At 45.7% G+C, this 25,903-nt stretch carries 23 protein-coding genes, 5 tRNA genes and 3 pseudogenes; 29 read left to right on the top strand and 2 right to left on the bottom strand.

The annotated features are described in order from the left end of the window. Window position 1: 1 nt before the first annotated feature. The 26 genes and pseudogenes from ACO0LB_RS09370 (at window position 2) to ACO0LB_RS09245 (ending at window position 21,709) form a co-directional block, all read left to right on the top strand. On the top strand, window positions 2-133 hold the full coding sequence (locus ACO0LB_RS09370; protein ID WP_186883672.1) for an entericidin A/B family lipoprotein: 132 nt from the start codon (window positions 2-4) through the stop codon (window positions 131-133). A gap of 8 nt (window positions 134-141) precedes the next feature. Beyond that, window positions 142-789 (top strand): 3-isopropylmalate dehydratase small subunit, encoded by a 648-nt coding sequence (gene leuD / locus ACO0LB_RS09365; RefSeq protein WP_423048734.1) that lies wholly within the window; start codon window positions 142-144, stop codon window positions 787-789. Between the two features lie 14 nt (window positions 790-803). Further along, window positions 804-1,877: a 3-isopropylmalate dehydrogenase gene (gene leuB, locus ACO0LB_RS09360; RefSeq protein ID WP_423048732.1), complete on the top strand. Its 1,074-nt coding sequence runs from the start codon at window positions 804-806 to the stop codon at window positions 1,875-1,877. Between the two features lie 45 nt (window positions 1,878-1,922). Next, window positions 1,923-3,053 carry an aspartate-semialdehyde dehydrogenase gene (gene asd / locus ACO0LB_RS09355; RefSeq protein ID WP_423048730.1) on the top strand — a complete coding sequence of 377 codons (1,131 nt, stop codon included), beginning with the start codon at window positions 1,923-1,925 and terminating at the stop codon, window positions 3,051-3,053. A gap of 320 nt (window positions 3,054-3,373) precedes the next feature. After that, the gene (locus ACO0LB_RS09350; RefSeq protein ID WP_423048728.1) at window positions 3,374-6,217 is read left to right on the top strand and encodes a FimV/HubP family polar landmark protein; all 2,844 of its coding nucleotides are present in this window, start codon (window positions 3,374-3,376) and stop codon (window positions 6,215-6,217) included. A 67-nt stretch (window positions 6,218-6,284) separates the two neighbouring features. Further along, window positions 6,285-7,100: a tRNA pseudouridine(38-40) synthase TruA gene (truA, locus tag ACO0LB_RS09345; protein WP_423048727.1), complete on the top strand. Its 816-nt coding sequence runs from the start codon at window positions 6,285-6,287 to the stop codon at window positions 7,098-7,100. A gap of 168 nt (window positions 7,101-7,268) precedes the next feature. Further along, window positions 7,269-9,062: a translation elongation factor 4 gene (lepA, locus tag ACO0LB_RS09340; protein ID WP_423048726.1), complete on the top strand. Its 1,794-nt coding sequence runs from the start codon at window positions 7,269-7,271 to the stop codon at window positions 9,060-9,062. Continuing rightward, window positions 9,059-9,970 carry a signal peptidase I gene (gene lepB, locus ACO0LB_RS09335; protein WP_423048724.1) on the top strand — a complete coding sequence of 304 codons (912 nt, stop codon included), beginning with the start codon at window positions 9,059-9,061 and terminating at the stop codon, window positions 9,968-9,970. Before lepA ends, lepB begins: the two co-directional genes overlap by 4 nt. An 11-nt stretch (window positions 9,971-9,981) precedes the next feature. Then, window positions 9,982-10,392, top strand: a complete 411-nt coding sequence (locus ACO0LB_RS09330) for a DUF4845 domain-containing protein (protein ID WP_423048722.1) — start codon at window positions 9,982-9,984, stop codon at window positions 10,390-10,392. A gap of 10 nt (window positions 10,393-10,402) precedes the next feature. Further along, window positions 10,403-11,281, top strand: coding sequence for a ribonuclease III (gene rnc / locus ACO0LB_RS09325; protein ID WP_423048720.1), 879 nt, complete (start codon window positions 10,403-10,405; stop codon window positions 11,279-11,281). A 6-nt stretch (window positions 11,282-11,287) separates the two neighbouring features. Beyond that, window positions 11,288-12,190 carry a GTPase Era gene (gene era / locus ACO0LB_RS09320; protein ID WP_423048718.1) on the top strand — a complete coding sequence of 301 codons (903 nt, stop codon included), beginning with the start codon at window positions 11,288-11,290 and terminating at the stop codon, window positions 12,188-12,190. Between the two features lie 7 nt (window positions 12,191-12,197). Beyond that, on the top strand, window positions 12,198-13,040 hold the full coding sequence (recO, locus tag ACO0LB_RS09315; protein ID WP_423048716.1) for a DNA repair protein RecO: 843 nt from the start codon (window positions 12,198-12,200) through the stop codon (window positions 13,038-13,040). Continuing rightward, window positions 13,037-13,798 (top strand): pyridoxine 5'-phosphate synthase, encoded by a 762-nt coding sequence (gene pdxJ / locus ACO0LB_RS09310; protein WP_423048714.1) that lies wholly within the window; start codon window positions 13,037-13,039, stop codon window positions 13,796-13,798. Before recO ends, pdxJ begins: the two co-directional genes overlap by 4 nt. Before the next feature lies 1 nt (window position 13,799). Further along, the gene (acpS, locus tag ACO0LB_RS09305) at window positions 13,800-14,198 is read left to right on the top strand and encodes a holo-ACP synthase (protein ID WP_423048712.1); all 399 of its coding nucleotides are present in this window, start codon (window positions 13,800-13,802) and stop codon (window positions 14,196-14,198) included. Between the two features lie 12 nt (window positions 14,199-14,210). Continuing rightward, on the top strand, window positions 14,211-16,085 hold the full coding sequence (uvrC, locus tag ACO0LB_RS09300) for an excinuclease ABC subunit UvrC (RefSeq protein ID WP_423048988.1): 1,875 nt from the start codon (window positions 14,211-14,213) through the stop codon (window positions 16,083-16,085). A 39-nt stretch (window positions 16,086-16,124) separates the two neighbouring features. After that, window positions 16,125-16,709, top strand: a complete 585-nt coding sequence (gene pgsA / locus ACO0LB_RS09295; RefSeq protein WP_423048710.1) for a CDP-diacylglycerol--glycerol-3-phosphate 3-phosphatidyltransferase — start codon at window positions 16,125-16,127, stop codon at window positions 16,707-16,709. Window positions 16,710-16,759: 50 nt separating this feature from the next. Next, window positions 16,760-16,835 (top strand) — tRNA-Gly (locus ACO0LB_RS09290). Between the two features lie 27 nt (window positions 16,836-16,862). After that, a tRNA-Gly gene (locus tag ACO0LB_RS09285) sits at window positions 16,863-16,938 on the top strand. A gap of 35 nt (window positions 16,939-16,973) precedes the next feature. After that, window positions 16,974-17,049: transfer RNA gene (locus ACO0LB_RS09280), tRNA-Gly, on the top strand. A 97-nt stretch (window positions 17,050-17,146) separates the two neighbouring features. Then, window positions 17,147-17,220, top strand: a tRNA-Cys gene (locus tag ACO0LB_RS09275). A 67-nt stretch (window positions 17,221-17,287) separates the two neighbouring features. Beyond that, a tRNA-Leu gene (locus ACO0LB_RS09270) sits at window positions 17,288-17,380 on the top strand. Window positions 17,381-17,675: 295 nt separating this feature from the next. Continuing rightward, window positions 17,676-18,014, top strand: coding sequence for a hypothetical protein (locus ACO0LB_RS09265; protein ID WP_423048708.1), 339 nt, complete (start codon window positions 17,676-17,678; stop codon window positions 18,012-18,014). A gap of 93 nt (window positions 18,015-18,107) precedes the next feature. Then, entirely contained in the window at window positions 18,108-18,491 is a 384-nt protein-coding gene (locus ACO0LB_RS09260; RefSeq protein WP_423048706.1) for a hypothetical protein, read from the top strand. Continuing rightward, window positions 18,488-18,673, top strand: a pseudogene (locus tag ACO0LB_RS09255) (helix-turn-helix domain-containing protein); the annotation flags it as partial. The gene ACO0LB_RS09260 and the pseudogene ACO0LB_RS09255, both read left to right, overlap by 4 nt. Window positions 18,674-18,821: 148 nt before the next feature. Continuing rightward, the gene (locus tag ACO0LB_RS09250) at window positions 18,822-19,250 is read left to right on the top strand and encodes a hypothetical protein (protein WP_423048999.1); all 429 of its coding nucleotides are present in this window, start codon (window positions 18,822-18,824) and stop codon (window positions 19,248-19,250) included. A 281-nt stretch (window positions 19,251-19,531) separates the two neighbouring features. Then, a complete protein-coding gene (locus ACO0LB_RS09245; protein WP_423048704.1) occupies window positions 19,532-21,709 on the top strand; it encodes a DotA/TraY family protein in 2,178 nt (725 codons plus the stop codon). 291 nt (window positions 21,710-22,000) lie between these two features. On the opposite strand, the pseudogene ACO0LB_RS09240 reads toward ACO0LB_RS09245, so the two are convergent. Beyond that, a pseudogene (locus ACO0LB_RS09240) lies at window positions 22,001-22,183 on the bottom strand (phage integrase N-terminal SAM-like domain-containing protein); the annotation flags it as partial. A gap of 150 nt (window positions 22,184-22,333) precedes the next feature. Between ACO0LB_RS09240 and ACO0LB_RS09235 the strand changes: the two are divergent. The 3 genes from ACO0LB_RS09235 to ACO0LB_RS09225 all read left to right on the top strand — a co-directional run bounded on the left by ACO0LB_RS09235 (window position 22,334) and on the right by ACO0LB_RS09225 (window position 25,723). Next, window positions 22,334-23,587: a hypothetical protein gene (locus ACO0LB_RS09235; RefSeq protein ID WP_423048702.1), complete on the top strand. Its 1,254-nt coding sequence runs from the start codon at window positions 22,334-22,336 to the stop codon at window positions 23,585-23,587. Between the two features lie 75 nt (window positions 23,588-23,662). Further along, window positions 23,663-24,487 carry a hypothetical protein gene (locus ACO0LB_RS09230; protein ID WP_423048700.1) on the top strand — a complete coding sequence of 275 codons (825 nt, stop codon included), beginning with the start codon at window positions 23,663-23,665 and terminating at the stop codon, window positions 24,485-24,487. Window positions 24,488-24,787: 300 nt separating this feature from the next. Beyond that, a complete protein-coding gene (locus tag ACO0LB_RS09225) occupies window positions 24,788-25,723 on the top strand; it encodes a CAP domain-containing protein (RefSeq protein WP_423048699.1) in 936 nt (311 codons plus the stop codon). Here ACO0LB_RS09225 and ACO0LB_RS09220 read toward each other — a convergent pair. Next, window positions 25,718-25,903: pseudogene (locus tag ACO0LB_RS09220) on the bottom strand (IS5/IS1182 family transposase); the annotation flags it as partial. The gene ACO0LB_RS09225 and the pseudogene ACO0LB_RS09220 sit on opposite strands and share 6 nt — an antisense overlap.

Genomic DNA, 25,903 nt, shown 5'->3' with positions numbered 1-25,903 from the left:
CATGAAAAAAATCTTCTTTATTTTGTCTTGTGTGGCTTGTGTATTGACTTTGTCCGCTTGCAATACCGTGCAGGGTATCGGTAAAGATGTCAAAAAAGCCGGTGAAGTTGTTGAAGGCGCAGGGAAAAAATAAGCCGTTATATGGAAAAATTTATTTTACTGGATGGCGTCGTAGCGCCGATGGATCGGGCGAATGTGGATACCGATGCCATCATTCCCAAGCAGTTTCTGAAATCGATACAGCGCACGGGCTTTGGTCCGAATTTGTTTGACGAGTGGCGTTATCTGGATCACGGCGAGCCGGGCATGGACAATAGCGCACGCCCACTGAATCCGGATTTCGTACTGAATCAGGCGCGCTATCAAGGTGCTTCCATACTGCTGGCACGCAAAAACTTTGGTTGCGGTTCATCGCGCGAACATGCGCCATGGGCGTTGGAACAATATGGTTTTCGCGCGATTATCGCGCCGAGTTTTGCCGATATTTTCTTCAATAATTGCTATAAAAATGGCGTGCTGCCCATCGTCCTGAGTGAGGCTCAGGTCGATCATTTATTTAACGAGGTCAAAGCTTTTCCAGGTTTTCGTCTGGTGATTGATCTCGAAAAACAAATGGTGACGACATCGAACGGCAGCGTCAGTTATCCGTTTGAAATTGATGCCTTCCGCAAATATTGTCTGATCAATGGCTTGGATGATATTGGTCTGACATTGCGTCAGGCAGACAAAATTCGTGCGTTTGAAGAACGTCACATCGCCGCGCAACCGTGGTTGGCGAATACGATTTAATAAAGAACAGAAAAATGAAGATAGCAATTTTGCCAGGTGATGGCATAGGCCCGGAAATCGTTGAGCAGGCAGTTCAAGTGCTGAATGCGCTGGGTGAGTCATTTGAAATGGAAACTGCGCCGGTAGGTGGTGCAGGTTATGAAGCCTCAGGTCATCCGCTGCCGGATGCAACGTTGAAGCTGGCGCAAGAAGCCGATGCTGTATTGTTTGGTTCTGTCGGTGATTGGAAATACGATACGCTGGAGCGCCCTTTGCGTCCTGAACAAGCGATTCTGGGCTTGCGTAAGAATCTGAAATTGTTTGCGAATCTGCGTCCGGCGATTTTGTATCCTGAGTTGGCGGGTGCTTCGACGCTGAAGCCGGAAGTCGTGTCAGGGCTGGATATTCTGATTATCCGTGAATTGACTGGTGACATTTATTTTGGTCAGCCGCGCGGCGTGCGTGTTTGTCCTGACGGCCCGTTCAAAGGTGAGCGTGAGGGTTTCGATACCATGCGTTATGCTGAGACGGAAATCCGTCGTATTGCCCACGTTGCTTTCCAGACTGCGCAAAAGCGTGACAAGCGCCTGACCAGTGTTGACAAGGCAAACGTGCTTGAGACTTTCCAGTTCTGGAAAGACATCGTAACCGATGTGCATAAAGAATACCCGAATGTCGCGCTGGATCACATGTATGTTGATAACGCAGCGATGCAATTAGTGCGTGCGCCTAAGAAGTTCGACGTGATCGTGACCGGTAATATGTTCGGCGATATTTTGTCGGATGCCGCCGCGATGTTGACCGGTTCTATCGGTATGCTGCCATCGGCTTCGCTGGATGCGAATAACAAGGGTTTGTATGAGCCTTCACACGGTTCTGCGCCGGATATCGCAGGTAAAGGCGTGGCAAATCCGCTGGCGACGATTCTGTCTGCAGCCATGATGTTGCGTTACTCTTTGAATAAAGCAGAGCAGGCAGATCGTATCGAAAATGCGGTGAAGAAGGTGCTGGCTCAGGGCTTGCGCACACCGGATATTTACGAAGCGGGTACAACCAAAGTTGGTACTGCGGAGATGGGGCGCGCAGTGGTGAATGCGTTGGCGAGTTAAGGTTTTTATTGATGGGCAGGGACGTCCTGCAATTTTTAGGGAAAAATGATGAAACTGGTGGGTTTGGTAGGTTGGCGTGGGATGGTGGGATCGGTTCTGATGCAGCGTATGCAGGAAGAAGGCGATTTCGCTCATATAGAACCAGTATTCTTTTCAACATCGAATACGGGCGGTACAGCGCCTGCGATGGCAAAAAATGAGAAGACGCTGAAAGACGCAAATGATATTGACGCATTGAAGAAATGCGAAATTATTATTACCTGCCAGGGTGGTGATTACACGAACGACGTTTTCCCGAAATTGCGTGCGGCCGGTTGGAATGGTCATTGGATTGACGCTGCGTCGAGCTTGCGTATGAACGACGATGCCGTGATTGTGCTGGATCCGGTCAATTTACCAGTGATTAAAGGTGCGCTGGCGAAAGGCCAGAAAAACTGGATCGGCGGCAATTGCACAGTCAGTTGTATGTTGATGGGTGTCGGTGCTTTGTATAAAGCGGGTCTGGTTGACTGGATGAGCACTCAGACTTACCAGGCCGCATCTGGCGGCGGTGCTCAGCATATGCGTGAATTGCTGACGCAGTACGGAACGCTGAATGCTGAAGTGAGAGATCTGCTGGACGACCCTAAAAGTGCGATTCTTGAAATTGATCGTAAGGTCATTGCGAAGCAACGTTCCTTGTCTGCTGCTGAAACTGCCAATTTTGGTGTGCCATTGGGCGGCTCCCTGATTCCATGGATCGACAAAGACCTCGGTGACGGTATGTCCAAGGAAGAGTGGAAGGGCATGGCTGAAACGAATAAGATACTTGGTCAGGGCGAAGGTTTTGGTACTGCTGCGGTTCCGGTGGATGGCTTCTGTATCCGTATCGGTGCAATGCGCTGTCATAGTCAGGCGCTGACATTCAAGTTGAAAAAAGACGTTCCTGTTGCAGACATTGAGGCGATGATCGCTGCGGATAACGAATGGGTGAAAGTAGTGCCCAATACACGTGAAGCCAGCGTTCGTGATTTGACGCCAGTTGCCGTCACAGGCACGATGACGATCCCTGTCGGGCGTATTCGTAAGTTGGCGATGGGCCCTGAATATGTGGGGGCGTTTACCGTTGGTGACCAATTGTTATGGGGTGCAGCTGAGCCTTTGCGTCGTATGTTGCGTATTTTGATTGAGTCTTGATATAAATTGAATCAGGACTGCAGTGAATTGTAAAAAAGGGGAGTGCTTTGCACTCCCCTTTTTATTTTTTCTCTAAATGGTTGGGTAAAAACAAAATTTATCGCAATTAAACCTTTATTTGCTGCTGAAGTCAGTATTAGCCATATCTGCTACTGCTACAATCGATGATACTTAATGTATTTACCATATTAACAAATCGGGTTAAGCTTGCACCGCTTGGTTGGTAATGTTATCGTAAAACAATATAATGCTTAGCTTGACAATATAATAATCGTCTCTTAGCGGACTTTGTTCGCCAAATTCCCAATATGTCTGACAAAATGCATAAACAAAAAAAATCTTCTGTGGTTTTCCTTGGGCGCAAAGTACTGAGTGCAGCAGTTGCATCTTCGTTTTTGTTGTTATCCCAGGCGCATGCAACTGGACTGGGGCGTTTAACTGTCCTCTCTTCTTTAGGGCAGCCTTTGCGTGCGGAAATTGAATTAACTTCACCAAGTAAAGAAGAGATTGATTCGCTTGTGCCGAAATTGGCTTCTCCAGAAGCCTTCCGTCAGGCAAACATAGAATATAGTTCCGCTTTGCTTTCGTTGCGATTTGCGGTGGAACAGCGTGGTTCAGGGTATGTTATTCGGGTTAGCTCCGCACAGGCGATGAATGAGCCTTTTGTCGATATGTTGCTCGAGATGAATTCTTCGAATGGAAAGCTGTTAAGAGAGTATACATTTTTATTAGATCCTGCTGAGCTTCGCAATAGTCAATCCCCTCAAGTCGCTAATCCTGCGGCGGTAGCGAGCGCGGCGCAAAGCACTCAAATTAGTTCAAAGCCAGTGACTGCGCAAGATAATTCTGTTGCCGTGCAAACTGCCAAAAGTAATGTGGCGAACAGGCTCCCTCCAAAAGCAGTCGTTGCCGAATCAAAACCGGGTGCTGGTACATATCAAGTGCGTGCTGGTGACACTTTGAGCAAAGTCGCAGCGGTGTATAAGTCTGAAGGTGTTTCGCTTGATCAGATGTTGGTGAGTTTGTACCGTGCAAACCCAGATGCGTTTGCCGGTAAAAATATGAATCGCTTGAAGTCGGGCCAGATATTGAATTTACCTGACTCTGATGCTATCCGTGGTAATGGAGTTGCCAGTACTGAAGCTAGATCGATTGTGTTAGCACATGCCGCGGATTTCAATGCATACAGAAACAAATTGGCAGATCATGTCAGCCAGTCCAGTGTGGATAAAACGCCAGTAAAGAAAAGCGGTAGCGGCACTATTACAACCAAAGTAAAAGAAGTAGCAACTGCATCTGGAACATCTCCTGATAAGTTGGAGATATCCAAGGCTGCACCAGCATCTTCCTCGAAATCAGGTAATGGTAAAGGTAGTGCTGAAGAGGATAAGTTGGCCAAAGAAAAAGCGCTTGCGGAATCCAATACCCGTTTAAAAGAGCTTGAAAAAAACGTCGGTGATTTGCAGAAAATATTAGAGATCAAAAATAAGGATTTGGCTGCTAAGCAGGCGGAAATTAACGCTAAAGATGCAGCGAAGCAATCCGATCAAAAAGTAACAACCAACCCAGTCGCAAATTCAGTCGCTGCATCTCAACCAGCACCAGCATCGTCTGTTCAGGCAGCGCCGGCTTCAGCCGCACTTCCTTCCGTTGCATCGAGTGCGAATGTGCCAGCTAGTTCGCCTGTGGCGGCTCCGGCCTCGTCTGAGGCAGTGGCTGCATCTCAGGTAAAGCCTGTTGTTCGTAAAAAAATAGTCGCACCGCCACCACCTCCACCGCCAGAGCCAGGTTTTTTTGATAGTTTGCCGGATATGCTTTTACCTGCAGGCGCGGCGATCCTCGCTTTGTTGGGTGGGTATGGTTTGTACACTACGAAGCGTAAGAAAAAATTACAACAGTTTGAAGACAGTATTTTGACTGGCTCAAGCATGAAGGCAAACTCCATGTTTGGCTCAACTGGAGGGCAAAGTGTAGACACGAACAATAGCGTGTTTAATTCAAATTTTGCACCCTCTGCAAGTCAGTTAGATGCAAATGAAGTAGACCCTGTCGCTGAGGCGGACGTTTATATTGCTTACGGCAGAGATAGTCAGGCGGAAGAAATTTTGAAAGAGGCGCTGCGTACTCAACCAGATCGCCATGCAGTCAGAGTGAAATTACTCGAAATTTATTTTGCGCGTAAAGACGCCAAATTATTTGAGCGCTTGGCGAGTGAATTGTATGGAATGACTAGCGGAGAAGGTGAAGAGTGGGAGCAGGCCGCTTCAATGGGAGTTGTGCTTGAACCAGGCAATCCTCTGTATGCTGGTGGAAAAGCGAAGGCAGAATTTAATCCGGCATCGGCATTGGGGGCTGGTACGCAACCTTTAGAGGATTTAGATCCTGAGGCATTACTCTCAAACTCGCTTTCTCAAGATATGCTGGAGTCGATTAGTATCATCGATACCGCGTCTCACGATGAGCATCTTGCTGACTCTGACATTGGCTCAGCTGAGCATCCATTAGATGGTGCACTCGATTTTGATTTGGATATTTCCGACCAGGATGTGCCAAAAATCCCTGAATCTGTTCCGCAAAAGCATGTACCTGAAGAGATTGATGTGCCACAGGTTGAGTTTGGTACGATTGATTTTGATTTCGCTAAACCGATTGAAGCAACAGAAGTTACATCTGATAGTTTGCCTGATATTCAGACGAATGTTGAGTCGGCGAGTGGGCATGATGAATTTGATCTCGGTGGTCTGAATTTTGATTTGCCTCCGGTGCAAGAACCAGTCATAGCATCTTCAGATTTGGAACATGATCTGTCCGAGTCGGAGAAAAGTAATGATGAATTTGATTTGTCATTCGAACCCGTAGCCGCTGAGCCTGTACTGCCAGAGGTAGAGTTGTCCAGTGAGCCGGCTGCTTCTGCATTCGAATTTGACTTGTCTGGAATCGATCTTGATTTGGATGCTGCTACCTTGGGTGCTGAAAGCCTCCATTCTGAGCCAGTCAAAGAGCAAGAATCTAATGCAGAAATGTCTACCAAACTTGATCTTGCTATTGCCTATCATGAAATTGGTGACAAAGAGGGCGCGCGTGAATTGCTGGATGAGGTGATTAAAGGTGGTACCGCTGAGCAAGTAGAAAAGGCAAAAGCGATGCTGCCGCAATTAGCTTAATTTTCCGTTACTGTTATGTGGGCGCGGCTTTCGCTGGCGCCCTTTTTTTGTTTTTGGTGGAATATTGGTGAAACGTATAGTACTTGGTGTGCAATATGATGGGAGTTGTTGGAGTGGGTGGCAAACTCAACCCAATGGTCATACGGTACAGGACACTCTGGAAAAGGCCATTTTGCGTTTTACTGGTACTGTTGTGAAGACAACGTGTGCTGGGCGGACGGATGCTGGCGTGCATGGGATTGAGCAGGTCGTGCATTTCGATACGGAACTCGAGCGTAATGCATATTCTTGGGTTAACGGAGTAAATGCGTTTTTGCCGCCTTCAGTTGCTGTACAGTGGTCAAAAGAGGTCACTTTCGTCCCTGATTCTGATGATAATTTTCATGCAAGATTTAGTGCGAGAGCGAGAACTTATCACTACGTATTGTTTAATAGTAAAATTCGCTCCCCTATGTGGAATAACCGAGCTGGGTGGACGTTTACTCCGCTAGACGTTGAGCGTATGAGTGAGGCTGCAACCTATCTGCTAGGTGAAAATGACTTTTCATCTTTTCGCGCTTCCGGTTGTCAGGCAAAATCGCCTGTGAAGCATATGTATAGTATTAATATCCGCAAGCAGGGCGAGTTGATTGTATTCACCTTATGCGCGAGCGCTTTTTTGCATCATATGGTGCGTAATATTGTTGGCTCTTTGATATTTGTTGGTGGTGGCAGGCGAGAGCCAGAGTGGATGCGAGAGCTGTTGCTTAGCCGTAATCGTAGCCTGGCGGCACCAACTTTTATGCCTGATGGATTGTATTTGGCTAAAATTGATTATGATGAAAAGTGGGGCTTGCCGCAGAAAAATGCGGACGAAACGATGCATTTTTTATCTTTCACTTAGCCATTCAAAGTCTTTTGATCCCCGAATGTTAGTTTGCCGTTGTTAAATCCGGTAAAATGGCACTTTGCAGAACCCGAACTGAAGGCGCTCGCCTGGGGACTAAAGCCCAGATCAGAGCGTTTTTTTTTAATTGTTATCTGCCCCTTTTTGTATTTTTTTGGCTTTTCAATGAATAACATCCGCAATTTTTCGATTATTGCCCATATCGACCACGGTAAATCAACCTTGGCTGACCGTATTATCCAGTTATGTGGTGGCTTGTCAGAGCGTGAGATGGAAGCTCAAGTTCTGGATTCCATGGATATCGAGCGTGAGCGCGGTATTACAATTAAAGCGCAGACTGCCGCCTTGAGTTACAAAGCCAGGGATGGTCAAATTTATAATTTGAATTTGATTGATACGCCCGGGCACGTCGATTTCAGTTATGAAGTAAGTCGTTCACTCTCCGCATGTGAAGGTGCTTTGCTCGTAGTGGATGCATCTCAGGGCGTTGAGGCGCAAACTGTAGCTAATTGCTACACGGCGATTGAGCTTGGTGTGGAAGTTGTTCCAGTGTTAAATAAGATCGATTTGCCGTCTGCCGATCCGGATAATGCTTGTAAAGAAATTGAAGAAGTGATCGGTATTGATGCGACTGATGCAGTACATTGTTCCGCGAAAACTGGTTTGGGGGTAGAGGATGTACTTGAGTCGCTGATTGTCAAGGTACCCGCCCCCAAAGGTGATGCTGATGCACCTTTGCAAGCGTTGATTATCGATTCCTGGTTCGATAATTACGTCGGTGTTGTCATGTTGGTGCGTATCGTCAATGGCACTTTGCGTCCGAAGGAAAAAATTCTGTTCATGGCGACGGGAGCTCAGCATTTGGTTGAAAGTGTGGGGGTGTTCACGCCTAAATCATTGAGTCGTGAACAACTATCTGCTGGGCAGGTAGGCTTTATTATCGCGGGAATTAAAGAACTTAAGTCCGCTAAAGTGGGTGATACGATTACTTTGGCAAGTAAGCAAGCACCATCGCCTTTGCCGGGATTTAAAGAGGTTCAGCCACAAGTGTTTGCAGGGTTGTTTCCTGTAGAGGCAAATCAGTACGATGCTCTGCGTGATTCTCTTGAAAAATTGAAGCTGAACGATGCAGCGCTGATGTATGAGCCTGAGGTGTCGCAGGCTTTGGGCTTCGGATTCCGGTGTGGCTTCCTGGGATTGCTTCATATGGAAATCGTTCAGGAGCGACTTGAACGTGAATTCGATATGGATTTGATTACCACTGCGCCAACAGTGGTGTATGAGGTTGTCATGGCAGATGGCAGTATCTTGATGGTAGATAATCCATCTAAGATGCCAGAACCCTCAAAAATCGAAGAAATTCGCGAACCGATTGTGACTGTTAATTTATACATGCCACAAGAATATGTCGGTTCGGTTATTACCCTTTGCACCCAAAAGCGCGGCGTACAATTGGACATGAGCTACCATGGGCGTCAGGTAAAGCTTACTTATGAAATGCCGATGGCAGAAATTGTTCTGGATTTCTTTGACCGTTTGAAATCGACTTCGCGCGGTTATGCATCGATGGATTATGAGTTTAAAGAATATCGTGCGGCGGATGTGGTCAAAGTCGATATGCTGATTAACAGTGAAAAAGTAGATGCATTGGCGATCATTGTTCATCGTAGCAATAGTCAGTACCGCGGTCGTGCAGTTGCAGCCAAGATGCGTGAATTGATTCCCCGACAGATGTTTGATGTTGCTATTCAGGCTGCTATTGGAGCCAATATTATTTCCCGTGAAAACGTAAAAGCTTTGCGTAAAAACGTCTTGGCCAAATGTTATGGTGGCGATATCAGTCGAAAGCGTAAATTGTTAGAGAAGCAAAAAGCAGGTAAGAAACGCATGAAACAGGTAGGGTCTGTGGAGATTCCACAAGAAGCATTTCTGGCTATTTTGCAGGTGGAAGATAAATGAACTTTCAGACTGTGTTAGGCAATTTCGCCTTGATTTTATTTGTGTTGACGATTGTTACCGGTGTAATCTGGTTTCTTGATATCTTCGTTTTTGCAAAGAAGCGAAGGCGGGATGCGGATAAAGCATTAGCAGACTTTGATGCACGAAATGCAAAGTTAACGCAAGAAGGCATCCGTCTTCAGAATGGTGGGCGTATTGAGTTGGAAGCCAAAATGCTGAAGCAGCCTTTGTGGATAGAGTACTCAGGTAGTTTTTTCCCTGTCATTGCGTTGGTATTTTGTTTGCGGTCATTTTTATATGAACCCTTTAAAATTCCTTCCAGTTCCATGTTGCCAACTTTATTTGTTGGTGATTTGATATTGGTGAATAAGTTCACTTATGGCATTCGTTTGCCTGTCATCAATAAAAAAGTGATTGAAATTAATCAGCCACAACGTGGTGATGTGATGGTCTTTAAGTATCCTGAAGATACTGCTGTGGACTATATCAAACGTGTTGTCGGAGTCCCTGGCGATAAAATCGTCTATAAAAACAAACGTTTATCAATCAATGGAAATCAGCTTAACTATCAAGCATTGCCAGATTTTCTTGATGAAGAGCGTTTAACTTATTCAAAACAGTTAAAAGAAAATCTGACTGGAGTTTCGCATCACATCTTGAATGATGAGCAGGCGCCAGCATTTGTCAGGGAACCGCATAATTTCCCTTCAAGGGAAATGTGTACCTATAATGTAGACGGGTTTGCGTGCACCGTTCCGGACGGACAGTACTTCATGATGGGTGATAATCGGGATAATAGTCTTGATAGTCGCTATTGGGGCTTTGTCCCGGATAAAAATATTGTTGGTAAGGCATTTTTTATCTGGATGAATTTAGGCAACGTTAAAAGAATTGGTAGTTTTCAATGACCTTGGGCCACATGAAAGGTAATAAAACAATGAGCAATGCACAAATTTCCAAAGAGTATCAGCGCGGTATATCTTTGATCGGATTGATTTTATCCTTGGGCGTGATTGTTCTTGTGGCAATGCTGGCGATGAAAGTTGTTCCGACTGTGATTGAGTTCATGTCTATCAAGAAGGCAATTGATATCGCAAAGGTGTCAGGTTCTACCGTACGCGAAATTCAGGGGTCATTTGATAAACAGGCTGCTGCAGGTTATTTCGATGCTATTTCTGGTAAAGATTTGTCTATCGTTAAAAACGGTGATGAGGTCGAAGTTAGCTTTGCGTATCAGAAGAAAATTCCATTATTTGGTCCGGCCAGTCTTGTATTGGATTACACCGGTACTACAGCGAAAAATGGTATCGCTGCTAAAAAAGTAGAATAAAAGTGTGGGTATGAATCAACAATTATTGCAAAAAAGACTGGGATACCAGTTCAATGATCCTGCTTTGTTGCAGCAAGCTTTGACGCATAGAAGTCATAGTGTTTTGCATAATGAGCGCTTAGAGTTTTTGGGTGATTCGATTTTAAATTGCGTTGTCGCAGCTTTGTTGTTTGATAGCTTTGCTGATATCGATGAAGGCGATTTATCTCGTGTCAGAGCTAATTTGGTGAAGCAGCAGTCTTTGTACGAAATTGCTCAGAGAATTGAGTTGTCACAGTTTTTACGACTTGGTGAGGGTGAATTGAAGTCCGGTGGCTTTCGTCGCCCTTCCATTCTCGCTGATACATTAGAGGCGCTGTTTGGGGCAATTTTCTTGGATGGCGGGTTTGATGCAGCGCGTCTCGCTATTCAATCGTTGTATGAGCCCGTATTGATGGCTGTCGATCCTACTACATTAGGAAAAGATGCTAAGACGCTCTTGCAAGAATTTTTGCAAAGTAAAAAAATCGCCTTGCCTCAATACAATGTGGTTGCTACTCATGGTGCAGCACACAACCAGGAATTTGAAATTGAGTGCCTGGTTCCTAAGCTGGATATACAAGTATTTGGTACAGGTGGCAGTCGTAGGGCAGGCGAACAGGCCGCGGCTAAATTAGCGTTGGATACGGCACTCACGATCTTATCCAGAACGCCCGCTGCACGTAAGCCTAAGCCGAGAGCGGCTCAATTAAAATTGGCGGGAATTGCTACGCCTCAAAAAGAAAGTACGACAGAATCTAAGTCTCACGCAGGCAAACAAAAGAGTCTGACTGAACCTGAGGTTCATTCAGCGACTTTGTTACCGGGTGATAACCTCACTCCCCACCATTCACATCCTAAAACAGCCTGAGCCCGCATGAGCGAACTTATAGAAAATCCAGAATTCCGTTGTGGCTATATCGCCATTGTTGGTCGTCCTAATGTAGGTAAATCGACATTGATGAATGCGTTGATTGGCGCCAAAGTTAGTATCACTTCTCGTAAGGCGCAGACAACCCGCCACCGCATTACAGGCATTCAGACCAAAGATAACACCCAGTTTGTTTATGTTGATACGCCGGGTTTTCAGACTCGTCACTCGAATGCATTGAATCGCACCTTGAACCGTACGGTGACGACAACGCTGACTGCTGCAGATGTGATTTTGTTTGTCATCGAGGCCGGAACATTTGGTCCCGCAGATCAACAGGTATTGGATTTGTTACCTAAAAAAGTACCGGTCATCTTGATTATTAACAAATCTGATCGCGTGAAGGACAAGGCGATCATGATGCCGTTTGCTCAGAAAATAGCAGCGCTGTATTCGTTTGCAGCAATTGTGCCTGTGTCTGCCACTCTGCGTTTTCAGTTGGATAATCTGGAAAGTGAAGTAAGGCAATATTTGCCATGTAATCCACCTATGTTTGGTGAGGATGATATTACTGACAGAAGTGAGAAATTTCTGGCGACGGAAATCGTTCGTGAAAAATTATTCCGCTTCGTTGGGGATGAGTTGCCTTATACGAGTACTGTGTTGATTGAGAAATTTGAGCAAGAAGGTAATTTGCGGCGTGTTTTTGTAGCAATTTTAGTTGATCGTGATGGACATAAGTCGATGGTGATTGGTAATAAAGGTGCGCGTCTGAAGGATATTTCTACGCAATCACGCCAAGACATGGAAAAATTGTTTGGCGGACCGGTTTATCTGGAAATTTGGGTGAAAGTAAAATCTGGTTGGGCAGATAACGAAGCTGGATTGCGCGCGTACGGTTACGAATAATCCTTGCATGGATGAACTGACTGTCACTGCTGGCGATGTAATGATTCCCGTCAGGCATCTGGATGGTCTTGCAGTATTACCCCAAAATCGGGGTGTGGCGAAGTCAGGGCGGGTGAGAGCTGTTAAATCTGCAATCAAAGAAATTCGTATCCTTGATCAGCCGGGTTTTGTATTGCATTCGCGACCCTACAAAGAAACCAGTCTCGTTGTCGATCTTTTCACCAGGGATCATGGCCGCATCGCTGTTGTCGCAAAAGGTGCAAAGCGGCCACACTCTCAATTACGCAGCGTGTTGCAGACGTTTCAGCCCTTACAGATTGGCTGGAGTGGTCGTTCTGAATTGCGTACACTCGTGGCGGCGGATTGGGTCGGAGGGATGTTGCCTCTCGAAAAAGCTGCGTTGTTATGTGGCTTTTATCTGAATGAATTATTGATCAAATTTTTGATGCGGGATGAACCACATGTCGCACTGTTTGATCATTATGTTTCCACGCTCAACCAATTGGCTCACAATGAGCCTGCAGCAATTGTTTTACGTGAATTTGAATTGTCCCTGTTGCGGGAATCAGGGCTCATAGGCGACCTTGCTTTCTGTACAAAAACACGTACATCAGTGCAGCCATCGTTGGACTACATCGTTGATCCAGAGCTAGGGGCAAGACCTGCTCTGACCTGCGACACTGTACCTAAAATCATGGGGCAAACCCTGATTGATATGCAGCATGGTGACTACACAAACCCCTTAACGCAGTTCCAAAGCAAAGTTCTGATGCGGTTTTTGTTGTCTCATCACTTGCATGGAATACCTCTGAATACCAGACAAATTTTAATAGATTTACAAAACCTATGAATATTCACGAGCAGTCTCAGTTAATCGATCTGGGTGTCAATATCGATCACGTTGCAACGCTACGCAATGCGCGAGGAACATCTTATCCCGATCCTTTGCAGGCGGCGCTCATGGCCGAAGAGGCGGGTGCCGATTGCATTACATTGCATATGCGTGAAGACCGGCGACATATCAAAGACGCTGATGTTGAGAGAATACGTCCACAGCTATTGACCAGAATGAATCTGGAAGCCGCGGTAACAACAGAAATGCTGGATTTTGCCTGCAAAATCAAACCTCAAGATGTTTGTCTGGTACCAGAACGCAGGGAAGAAGTGACAACGGAAGGTGGACTGGACGTGGTGCGCTACTTCTCGCAGGTGCAAGCGGCGGTACGACAATTGCATGCTGAGGGAATCAGGGTTTCACTGTTTATTGATGCGAACCAAGAGCAAATTCAGGCTGCTGCAGACACTGGTGCAGAACTGATTGAAATACATACTGGGCGCTATGCTGATACAGAAGATGTAGCTCAGCAGATGTTTGAGCTGGAGCGTGTCCGTGCTGGTGCTATCGAAGGCATACGGCGCGGCCTGAAAGTTAATGCCGGTCATGGATTACATTACACGAATGTTCAGGCGATTGCGGCCATTCAGGAAATTTCTGAACTCAATATCGGTCATGCGATTGTTGCTCAAGCGGTATTTGTTGGTTGGAAAAAGGCTGTTGCTGATATGAAGGTCTTAATGATTCAGGCAAGACTGCAAAGCCGTTCTTGATATGATTTACGGCATCGGCACCGATATTGTTCAGATCTCCCGTATTGAGCGCGCCCTTATATCTACTCGTGGTCGATTCGCTGAAAAAATTCTAGGCCCAGATGAATTGTTGGCCTTTCAGCAGCGTCTGGCATTGAGTGAGCGAAGAGGATGGTGTTTTCTTGCCAGTAGATTTGCGGCAAAAGAGGCATTCTCTAAAGCGATTCGCTTAGGAATGCGTGCCCCTATGGAATGGAAGTCAGTTCAGGTGTTGAATGCCGATTCGGGTCAGCCACATGTCATCGCCAATGGAGAGTTGCTTGAATGGATGCAGTATTCGGGTCTGACATCGCATGTTACGATCAGTGATGAGCGTGATTATGCAGTGGCGTTTGTCGTTGTCGAGAAAACTTCCGAATAAATTTTCTGCATGATGAATATTTCAGATTCTTCCTCTGAGGATCCGCGGCAGCTGGTCATTGAAACCGTTGCGAAATTACCCCATTTGCCGGGCGTATATCGCTACTTTGATGCGCAGGATCAGGTCTTGTACGTTGGCAAAGCACGTGATCTGAAAAAACGTGTCTCCAGCTATTTTCTGAAAACCGTTTCCAGTCCACGGATTGCGATGATGGTGGAGAAAATCGTTCGTCTTGAAACAACGATTACCCGCAGCGAAGCAGAAGCGCTGATACTGGAAAATAATTTAATCAAGGCATTAAAGCCGCGTTACAACATTTTGTTTCGCGATGATAAATCTTATCCCTATCTGAAAATCACTTCTGAAAAAACACCTCGAATGATGTATTACCGTGGTGCGATTGATAAAAAACATCAGTACTTTGGCCCTTTTCCCTCCGGTTGGGCAGTCAAAGAGTCGATGCAGATACTGCAAAAAGTATTTTTATTGCGTAGCTGTGAAGATAGCGTATTCGCTAACCGGACCAGGCCGTGCCTTCTGTATCAGATCAACCGCTGTAGTGCACCTTGCGTGAATCTGATTGCATCAGATGACTATCAAAATGATGTCACGAATGCGGCAGACTTCTTACGAGGACGCCAGTTAGATGTGATACAAGCGCTGGAAAAAAAGATGACAGCCTTGGCGACTGATTTAAAGTTTGAGCAGGCTGCCGCGGTGCGTAACCAGATGTCTGCTTTGTCCAAGGTATTACATCAACAGAGTATGGAAACGGCTGGTGATATTGATATTGATATCATTGCCGTGATCGTCGAGGGTGGTCGTGCTTGCGTCAATCTTGCAATGATAAGAGGTGGGCGCCATCTTGGCGATAGGGCGTACTTTCCGACTCACGTTGATCATGTACAGTTGACGGCAGAAGATTCAATCGAGGTTGAAGTACTGTCTGCATTTCTGGCTCAACATTATGTCGATCAGTTTATTCCATCTACTCTGGTGATCAACGTAGAACTTGATGCACCTGATTTAATGCTGGCGCTTGCTGAACAATGCGGGCACCGAATACATCTGTCATTTCAGCCGCAAGAACAGCGTCGTATCTGGTTAGAGATGGCAATCAAGGGTTGCAGGCTTGCTCTGGCGCGGATGTTGTCAGAGCAGGGCTCTCAGCAAGCAAGAACTCGCGCACTTGTAACCGCACTTGAACTTGATGTTCCTGATATTGAACAGCTACGAGTTGAGTGTTTTGATATCAGCCATACGCAAGGCGAAGCTACGCAGGCATCCTGTGTTGTGTTTCATCATCATGCCATGCAAAGCAGCGAATACCGCCGCTTCAATATCAAAGATATTACGCCGGGCGATGATTATGCAGCGATGCGCCAGGTCTTGTTTCGCCGATATGAAAAATTCGCTGACCCCGGTTTGTCGAATGAGCAGGTAATGCCTGATATTGTCCTGATTGATGGTGGAAAAGGGCAGGTAGAGGTCGCTCGCCAGATATTTGTTGAGTTGGGCTTGGATACCAGCCTGATTGTTGGTGTTGCAAAAGGGGAGGGGCGTAAAGTGGGTCTGGAAACCTTGGTATTCGTTGATGGTCGTGCAGAAAAAGAATTGGGAAAAGAGTCTGCTGCGCTAATGCTGATTGCGCAAATTCGTGACGAGGCTCACCGGTTTGCCATCACGGGAATGCGCGCCAAGCGAGATAAGGCAAGACAGGCATCGCAGCTTGAAGATATAGAGGGCATAGGCCCCAAACGTCGCCAGCGGCTCTTGTCTCGATTTGGCGGCTTGAAGGGCGTATCTGACGCGAGTGTTGAGGATCTTGCGAGTGTCGAGGGAATTTCACGGCAATTGGCTGAAGAAATTTACAAGCGGCTGCGTTAGCCAAATATAATTACGCTCACGATTGTTGACCAAAAAAATATGCCTTTTAATTTCCCCATTCTGCTGACCTGGTTGCGCGTCGCTCTGATTCCACTGGTTGTTGGTGTGTTTTATCTTCCAGATACATGGTTGTCTCCATTTGAAAAAGGCGTTGCATCAACAACTATTTTCATTGTTGCTGCAGTCACCGACTGGTTTGATGGATTTCTTGCGCGGCGTTGGGAACAGACTTCGTCTTTTGGTGCTTTTCTTGATCCGGTAGCAGATAAATTAATGGTTGCTGGTGCTTTATTGGAGTTGGTTCATTTACAGCGCGTCAGCGCAGTGATTGCATTTGTCATCATTGGTCGAGAAATCACCATTTCTGCTTTGCGTGAATGGATGGCACTGATAGGCGCCTCCAAATCAGTTGCTGTGAGCTCACTGGGGAAAATTAAAACGACCGCGCAAATGGTCGCCATCCCTATGTTGCTTTATTACGATGTTCTGTTTGATGTACTTGATACTCGATTGTTCGGTGCCTGGCTGTTATTGATCGCGGCGGTATTAACAGTTTGGTCTATGTTCTATTACCTGCGTCGCGCGTGGCCATTGATCAAGGAAACGACGGAAAAGATGGAGTAGTCGACTTGACAGAATGCGTTAATACTATATAATTCTGGTCTTTCGTTGATGCGGGAATAGCTCAGTTGGTAGAGCGCAACCTTGCCAAGGTTGAGGTCGAGAGTTCGAGACTCTTTTCCCGCTCCAAGTTTTTTCGAAAAGTAATATGTAAATGCGGGAGTAGCTCAGTTGGTAGAGCGCAACCTTGCCAAGGTTGAGGTCGAGAGTTCGAGACTCTTCTCCCGCTCCAAAATGGCGTAGTACCTGAAGTATCGCAGTATAAATGCGGGAGTAGCTCAGTTGGTAGAGCGCAACCTTGCCAAGGTTGAGGTCGAGAGTTCGAGACTCTTCTCCCGCTCCAGATTCTGAAGGGAAGCACAGCTTCCCTTTTTTATTAAAAGTAGTATCGTGCATCAACATTTATCTTGAGTTAGTATCTGAGATAAATAAGCACCCTTGGCGGGGTAGCAAAGTGGTTATGCAGCGGCCTGCAAAGCCGTAGACGCCGGTTCGATCCCGACCCCCGCCTCCAGTTTCAGAAAGCGCTTTCGAGCGCTTTTTTTCCAAAACACGCAGCTTTGCTGCATGTGTAGTGATGGGCCCGAGTGGTGAAATAGGTAGACACATCGGACTTAAAATCCGCCGCTTCGTTAATAGCGGGCGTGCCGGTTCGATTCCGGCCTCGGGCACCAAGCACTACTTTAGAATATCAAAAACCCTGCAAAGCTAATGAAATCAAGGCTTTACAGGGTTTTTTGTTTTTTCGAGAGGCAATTTAAATTGTATTGGTAGTATGTGTTGTTTTGTCTATGTTGATTTAAAATCTACTCAGAACTACTCAAAAATACTCGTTTATACTCATCGTTTTGTTCTATTTTGTGCTGCACATTTGTGCTCGAATCGTTTCATAAATCCTTGATCGTTTCATAATACGTTTAAAAAATAAAATGTGTTGCATTTTAGAATTGAGTTAATTATGCTTAACTCATGTTTGCAAATTTCAACTCATCGCTACTCAAAAAATCGACTGTGCTTCCCGCGCAGGATCTAGCTGTCAGGCATGTGGTAGTGGCTGCCATTTTTGGCGGGTCGATTTTTGTCGCTGTTGCTCTTGCCTTTGCAGGCGTGATTGATTTTTCTTTTTTTATTTCCATCGCGATCGCGCTGTTATCAGTTCAAATTATTGTTTGCTGGGCGTTGAGCTTGATTTTTAAAGGTATACAACTTCGCTTTCTTGGCGTTCTTTTGCTTCTAGTAGTCGCAGCTATCTTCAACCTCGGCTTTCACTTCTCACCACTTCTCCAACCCCCACGCTTCCTTTCCTGATTTTCTTGGCTGCGCTGTGCTTCTGTCACCAGTGCATAAAAATAATCAGGCGCTCGCGCTCGTCTCATGATCGCGAGTGGAAAAGGAAATGCAATGTCATTCGAACTCGACCTAGTTAAAGTTAAGCTGCAAAAAAACGCTCAACTAGAACTTCATCATGCACAAATTTTAAGCGTCAACAACGGCGGCCTTCTTGTGCCGCTGAAAGTTGTCGCAAAAATTTTTAATATCAAAACACAAAGTATTTACAACAAAATTGTTCGTGGAGCATTTCAATTTGAAATCATCAAAGATGGCTCACGCGGATATGTTAGATCGCGCGATTTGGCAGAGTTTTTAACTTTTGGCCGGGTCGTAAATTTTTCAACTACTCATAGTCAAAATGTCTTAACTGAACTTACTCAATCGCAGGCGCAAAAAAGAGGTCGTGGACGGCCAAAAAAAGGGGAGCTTGTGAATAGCAGGAGTGGGCTATGAGCGTCTTATCGTCTAATTGGGTTTGGACCCTATATGCCCCGCCGGCCGACAAGATGATTTTGCTTGCCCTCGCTGATCACGCTGATGAGCTAAATGAGTCGTTTCCTAGTGTTGCAACAATTGCACGTCGTTGTTGTGTTTCGGAAAGGACAGTTCAAAGGACGTTAAAAAAATTAGAGGATGGTGGATGGATTTTAACAAAAGAGCAATTCACTCTGGCTGGCCGACAGACTTCATCTCGCTATAAATTAAATATCGAGAATCTAAACCTTAAAAAAATAGAAGTTAAAAACAAGGGCGACAGATTGTCACCCACGGGGGTGACTTCAGATGTCACCCCCAGAATCACCAAACAATTCTACAAAAAAACCACCACCATTTTCACCACTTGGTCAGATTTCAGAATTGTCGAATTTCGAAAGAATGGCAATCTTAAAAATGTTGCAACCATTCGAGTCAGATATTGCAAATCTCTTGATTTTGGAGCTTCAATTAGCAATTCAGCAAAAAAAAATTAAAAGGAATTTGGTTGGTTGGTTTTCAAAAATTGTTGAAAACCAAAAAAACGGAACTTTTACCTCTTCTTTGCCTGTAGTTGTACCTAATGATAATGAGGCGGAAACAAAAAATAAAAAAAGGGTTAGCGAATCTTACCAATTTCATGACTCTCAAATACGGGAAAAAATTAAAGGTCTTCCAAAAGGTGGAGTTGAGAATTTGAAAATTGTTAGGTCTTTGCTGAAAAAAGGGAAATCATGATCTCACATCATGTCAAATGCCCTCTAACCCGCGATGCGCTTGAGGCGCATCGTGATACGGCAAGGTGCCGTCCTCCGGCGGCATCTGACCATTCGGCTGTGTCCTGGGCTTCGCCCAGGCGCAGTCGGCGCTACGCGCCGATCAGACTCCAATCGCCTTGCTCGCTTCTTTCACCCCGTCCATTTGGCTAGCAGGCACAAGTATTTTAAAAATTCCTCTCTGAAATCTGCTTTCAATTTTTTTAGCTCAATGGCTTCGAATTTAAAAATTTAAAGGATTGTATGAATTCAATCTTCAACTTCTTCAACCGCCGAAACATCGGCCCATTTTTGTTATTACTATTAAGTTGCAGCTTGTCTTTTTCTCAAACAATTACTGCCAACGGCATGCTCAACGCGGCCAACAATGGAACAGATTTAGCAGGTAAAGTTTTGTCAGAGGCATTTGGGCAAGCGTTCTATCAAACCCCAGGCGTGCCCGGATCTGGTTCCGGGTCAACGCTTGGGGCGATGTTTGGCACGTTCAATGCGGCATTATTAGCGGTTGGCGTGTTCTGGTTCTCTTATAACATTACCGCTGCAACAGTCCAAACGGCTGAGGGTGGCGAATTCATGGGGCAGCGTTTCTCTACTATTTGGTTTCCAATTCGTTTCATCGTGGGCATCTCGACGCTCGTGCCGATGTTTGGCGGTTATTGCGGAGCGCAAGTCATCATGATGTACTTTGCCAAGATGGGCATCGGCATGGCGAATTTGGTGGTGGCTGCTGCTTTGTCTTCGCTCGGCGGCTTCAATACCGCATCCGCTGTCATTCATCAGAATGCGCAAGAGACGGCAAAAGCAATGTTCAACTCGAATCTTTGCATGCTGTCTGTCGCAAACGATAATTCGATGGCCAGTGCGAATGCGATTGACATCAATGGCAATATCAGTGGACCTGAAACCAACGTGTCTTTATTCATGGCTGCAGATGGGCTTGAATACAGCTACTCACGCCAGGCTCCCATCACATCGGGCGGCGATGGAGCCTGTGGCGATGTCAAAATTGTGCTCACAAAAATGGCATCCAACTCGAATGTCATTGACGTTTCGTCGATCGTAGACGACGCAAAGGCTGCGCATCAATCTGCATTGGCCACAATGAACGCATCAATGCAGCAATTAGCGCAAGACTATCTCAACTCGACAAACGGTGGTGGTGGATCGATTGATTTTCCAGCCAAGTTTGATGCGGCTGCAGCGGCGTACGAAAAAACAATTACGGATGCTCTGTCGCCGAAAGCGAGTTCGCTTTCAAATGCGGCCATGAGCAAAATTACGAGCGAAATCACAAACAAAGGTTGGATGGCACTTGGGTCTTTCTATCAATCCTTAGCGGTTATAGGTGACACCATCACGGCCGTGGCCGGCGGAAAAACTGCCATCACGGCACCGCAAGATCCCGACAAATTTGCTTTTAACGATACCTATAAGGCCGCCCTCAAAAATCTGGCAAACGTACAGCACTTTAATAAAGATGCTGCAGTTGCGGGTGAAGACGGTATTATTTCCAAATTATTCAACGGGCAAGCTATCACAAACATGGTCACGCGTTGGACCATTACCGGTAATGGCGGGGTAGTCAATCCCATTATTGAATTTAAAAATCTTGGCGACGGATTGGTTTGGATGGGCAGTTTTGCAGTGAGTGGTTATGCAATCGCGCATATGGCGTCTGGTGCTGCGGAAGGAGCCAAAAGTTCAGCCGTTGGAATGGCCGCTGACTTCGTTGGAGTTGGAACACTGCGCGGCATAGCAAAAGGGGCGCTTGACGCATTCTCGCCATTTGCCGTCATGGCTATCGTTGGCCTGTTTGCGTTCGGTATTACTCTCTCCGTCTATATTCCAATGCTTCCATTTGTGATCTGGTACGGCGGAATCATGGCATGGTTCGCCAATGTTCTGGAGGGACTGATCGCGTCGCCAGTCGGCGCGTTCGCGCACTTGGAAGCCGAGGGCGAAGGTATGGGACAGCGAACACAGCACACCTATTTATTTTTGTTCGGCGTGCTGCTGAGGCCGACACTCATGGTGTTTGGTTTTTTTGGAGGCTCATACGCGGTCAAAGTATTGGGAGCAATTTTGCTCGTTCTTTTTGCACCAGCTATGGCGAATGCACAGTTCAATAGCATGACTGGCTTTGTAATGTTTGTAGGTTTTGTATTTGTGTTTGTATCCCTTGTGCTAACGCTAATTCATGGCTGCTTTAATTTAATTCACATTATTCCAGATCAGGTCATTTCCTGGGTCGGTGGTCAAGTGGTTGGCACGATCGGCAAAGATACCGATGATCGCGCAAAAAGTCATTTTCTGGCTGGCGTTGCACAGATTAAAACGAACATGCGACCTGCCAGCGCTGATCCAAAAGAGAAAAATGGAAATCAAAAAAATGAAGGAGGAAATGGGATCGCGAGTGCTTAGTCGAACATTTTCACTTCCAGATCAATTTTTCTAAGTCATTGATTTTAATAGAGTTGGTTTTCCCAACTTGCTGGAGCGAAGATTTTGTCAAGTGAACGTGAAATAAATGTGGCAGTTTGACCGCCACGTTTATGCCGCGAAAGTCACTTGACAAACATCGCAGCGAAAAAACGCTCAGGCAAGAGGCAGGTGTGTGCTTTTCACGCCTGCGCTCGCCGCCTCGCAAGCGAGAGCGGGTTTGGGCTGCGCCCAAGTTTTTGAAATCTCGGATTTGCCCTGACACAAGCCACCAAATGCGTTCACTTCGGGAAGACCCATTTCTGCCGGGTGACACAAGCTATGAAAACGAATAAACCAGCGCGGCCAGTAGACATAGACATAGGCCTCTTCGGTGCGTAAGCTATAATATTTATCTCGAATACAACGTTTAAGTTGATCGAGCAATTTTGAATTTAAAACCGCGTCTGAAGCCAGTGCATTGGGAGTGACGTTTTTCTTGGTTATTTAGCACTGATTTTTTATGCAGTATATTGTCAAATGACCGTGTGACAAGCCTCTCTATGGATTTGATTGGTTGAATTAGGTGGGCGGCATCTGTCCGCCTAATTAAAGTTAGATTTCAATATGGCACAGAATTTCGAATATGCTCTAACCAACTCCAGTGGCATGAAAAAAGTTGTGTCTTTTGATGGACTGGAATTTCCAATTATCATCGCGCCTACGTTACACGGAGAGCCTCTACTTACATCCCAAGCACTCTACTATTTGAGTCGCATGGAGTCAGCAGTGCGAATTCGATTTGAGAAGAGTGAATTGATTCCTCAACACAAATCAGATAGAGAACTTGAGCGTCGATTTGAATACATAATCGATAACTATCTATTTGAATACAGCAAGAAGCACCCTCAAGAACAAGTAACAAGCAAGATTACTGATTTTAAATACTGGCGAAATGATGGGTACACGTATTTAGGTTACGATGAAAACAATACACTTGCTTTGGCGCTCGACACATTGAATGACGATTCAATAATTGAAGTAAGTAACGACGATTTGCCAACTAAAGATGCTTGGAATGATTGGTGCCTTGTTTCCAATTACACCAACGAATATATCGAGACTTACGTCAATTCAATGCAATCTCTTCTCAAAAAAACCGTTAAAGTTGAGATTAAAGATCATGAAGAACTTGGTACAGGTAAGTTCGAGCTTCCTTTGGTGCGTGTTGATGATGGAATTTTAACTTATTACCAAGCCCGCATGCTTGAAGTCCTGCAACCCCACCGCCTTGACGTCAAAAATGGGCAGGTTTTGATATCTAGAGGTTTTAAATCCGATAGCAACTTCACACTCCCTCTAGAGGAAATCCGAGCGAGCAAATACTTTGATGCCGATTTATTGTCATATTACTTTGCCGCCGTTCGAGAACACCTTCCGATATCTAAGTTCAGATGCTTCTACAACGTGCTAGAGTACTTTTTTGATGAGGCTTTCAAAGAACTTGGAGAGGTGGCAAAAACTGAACGTGAGCAAATCTCATGTGTCGTTAGATGGGTCGCATCACCTGGGGATATCAAGAAGTTTATTAACTCTTTGGATGGCTTTTATAAAAAAAATATCGAGGCGGATTTAGTCACCTCTTCTCGAGTGAAAATCAATGCGGTTAATATTTCGCAACCGAATCTTGAACAAAGAATATCTGATTGGTTATACGCAATTAGATGCGCAATAGTCCACTCAAAGAAAACTAGAAAAGGGAATATAGAAGCTCGGCTGGTGCCATACTCTGAGGACGAAAAAATTGCCTACCTAGCTGTACCCATAATCCAGCATCTTGCAATTTTGTGTATTGATAGAGATGGTGAAGTTCAAATCTAACCTTGCATTTGAGAGAGGCAGGCCATAAGCGGCCGCCCCTCATTTTAACGTTAGGCCACAAGGTAGGTAACCACTATGTATAGTCCCCCCAATGAAAACTTGATCTGGACCGTTCACCGGCTCAAAACGACCTTTATCGACTCAATAGGCAACCAGCGAACAGGAACAGGATTTTGGGTTAGCGATCTGAAAGGTGGGCGACATTTCGTTACTAACAAACATAACGTTGATCCAACCCTGAAGTTCGGCTCCGAAACACAGCTCAAACTTCATTCTGCGGAAATCGAGTTGCGAAGGATCGAGTCGGGAGTGCCTTTACCCGAAACGTTTTTTTTTAAAGTCTCAAACTTAGACAGTCTCGTCATTTCCAAGACTGCCGACTGCGCTGTCTTGCTTGCTCCGCATCTGCACGACCACGACCCAACAACATTTCAGATTGCGGATATCACGAAATTCAAAGATATCGCAACTATCGAGGAATTCGAAGAGGGTAGTATCAAAGTCATGGAGTCAGCGGTTTTCATCGGTTATCCAGGATCCAAGGGTAAGTATTGGTCAGATAACTTCTTGGGTTTGCCAATAGCCCGTCAGTGTTCTATCGCATCTTGGCCAAGAATCTCTTTCGTGCATGAAGACATCCCAACGACTGATGCCATGCTTGTATCTGGCCTTTCATTTTCAGGTTCGAGCGGAAGTCCCGTATTTGTTTTGAACAGAGGAATTCGTCCCGGAGGAGACATTAATGACCCAACTTGGCGGCCTGCGCGACTCGTTGGTGTAATGTCTGGTCATTTCTTCGAAAACAAAGAGGTTCCTGCCATGTTTGCACACACAGGGCTGTCCTACCTAACCCGATCAACATCCCTGATCGAACTCTTCAAGGACGCCGGGGTTTTGTGATTACGCGGTCTATCGTTGATGATGCTCAGTCGTGGTTATGTGTGTTTGGTGAAGTGCCGTCGATGCCGCAAGAAAAACGCTAATATTTCTCCATACGGCAGTCTGTTTGTCTCTAGCCAGCGAATCGTCACGCCCGCTGCAGTTTCTCATAATTTGAGCATTTGCGACCAGGCGCCAAACGCGATGTACCAGTTCAAATTTGAACTGGTACAAACCAAAACCTGAAATTTGACACGCTCATTTTTTCCTGTATTTTGGATTTGAAGTTTTCAAAAAATCAAAGCGAAAAAAAGGAAAATCATGTTTGCAAAATTCTTCTCAAAAATATCTGTGCTGTTAATTGCGGCGTCGTTAGCTGCGTGCGGTGGCGGCGGTGGTGGTAGCTCGACTTCCAGCCCAACTACACCAGTTGCCAATGCCTGCTTTAATGGTGCGACAAACTATCCGGCGTGCAATGCGGTCGCGCTGCAAACCAGCGTTCCTACGCCAACCTACTCTGCCACGTCGGACGAACTGATCACGTTCAATGAATTGAACGGGTTTCGCAAAGCATTGGGTTTAGGACTTCTGGCTCAGAGCCTGACCTTGGATACCGCCGCTAAAAATCACGCGAACTACATCGCAACAAATCAAATATTTGGTCACGTTGAAGACGGCGCAAAGCCTGGCTTTACCGGTATTTATCCACAGGATCGTGTCGCCTTTGCAGGCTACAAATTGGGAACGTATGGCGGTGAAGTGGTCGGTGTTGGTGCTGCACCATTTGGTATTCGCGGCCTAATTAATTCCATCTATCATCGCGATCTGTTGGCTTTTCAGATGTTCACAGACGTTGGTATTAGCTTTAATAGTGGCACTTATACACCAGTTGTCATCGATTTTGGCGCTACGTTATCCCAAGTGAATGCGTCGAATTTCACCACGAACTATCCGTTTGATGGCCAAACTAACTTGCCACTGGCAATGGTAGGTGAAATTCCGAATCCATTTCCTGATTTAACCTATAACGATTATTCTACAAAGACGAGTTCGCCGATTACATTTTATTCAGCCAATAGAACAACATTGAGTGTGACGACATTCACGGTCACTCAAGCAGGACAAACTACACCGCTCAGTGTTCGCTTGTTGACTGCTGCTACCGACGCAAATAAGGAAGTACAGCCAAACGTAGCACACATTATTGGTAACGCCCCGTTTCTTGCCAATACCAAGTATGTAGAACTCATTTCATAAATATCTTCGAAGTAGAATCATAGAGAAAGCCAGATGAACAAAGCCTGTATATCGATCAGCGCAACGGTCCCAACGAGTGAGAACACGTTTGAATTTGTTGAGCCAGGCAAACAATCGTTCGACTTTCCAGCGACGCTTATATCGACGCAGAGCGCGGCCATCCTGAGTGACTGCACGTTT

The organism is Undibacterium sp. SXout7W, from assembly GCF_049339385.1.
In the GTDB taxonomy this organism is placed as follows: Bacteria; Pseudomonadota; Gammaproteobacteria; order Burkholderiales; family Burkholderiaceae_D; genus Undibacterium.
The sequence above is the reverse complement of the archived record's forward strand: the minus strand, read 5'-3'. Positions and strand labels throughout refer to the sequence as shown.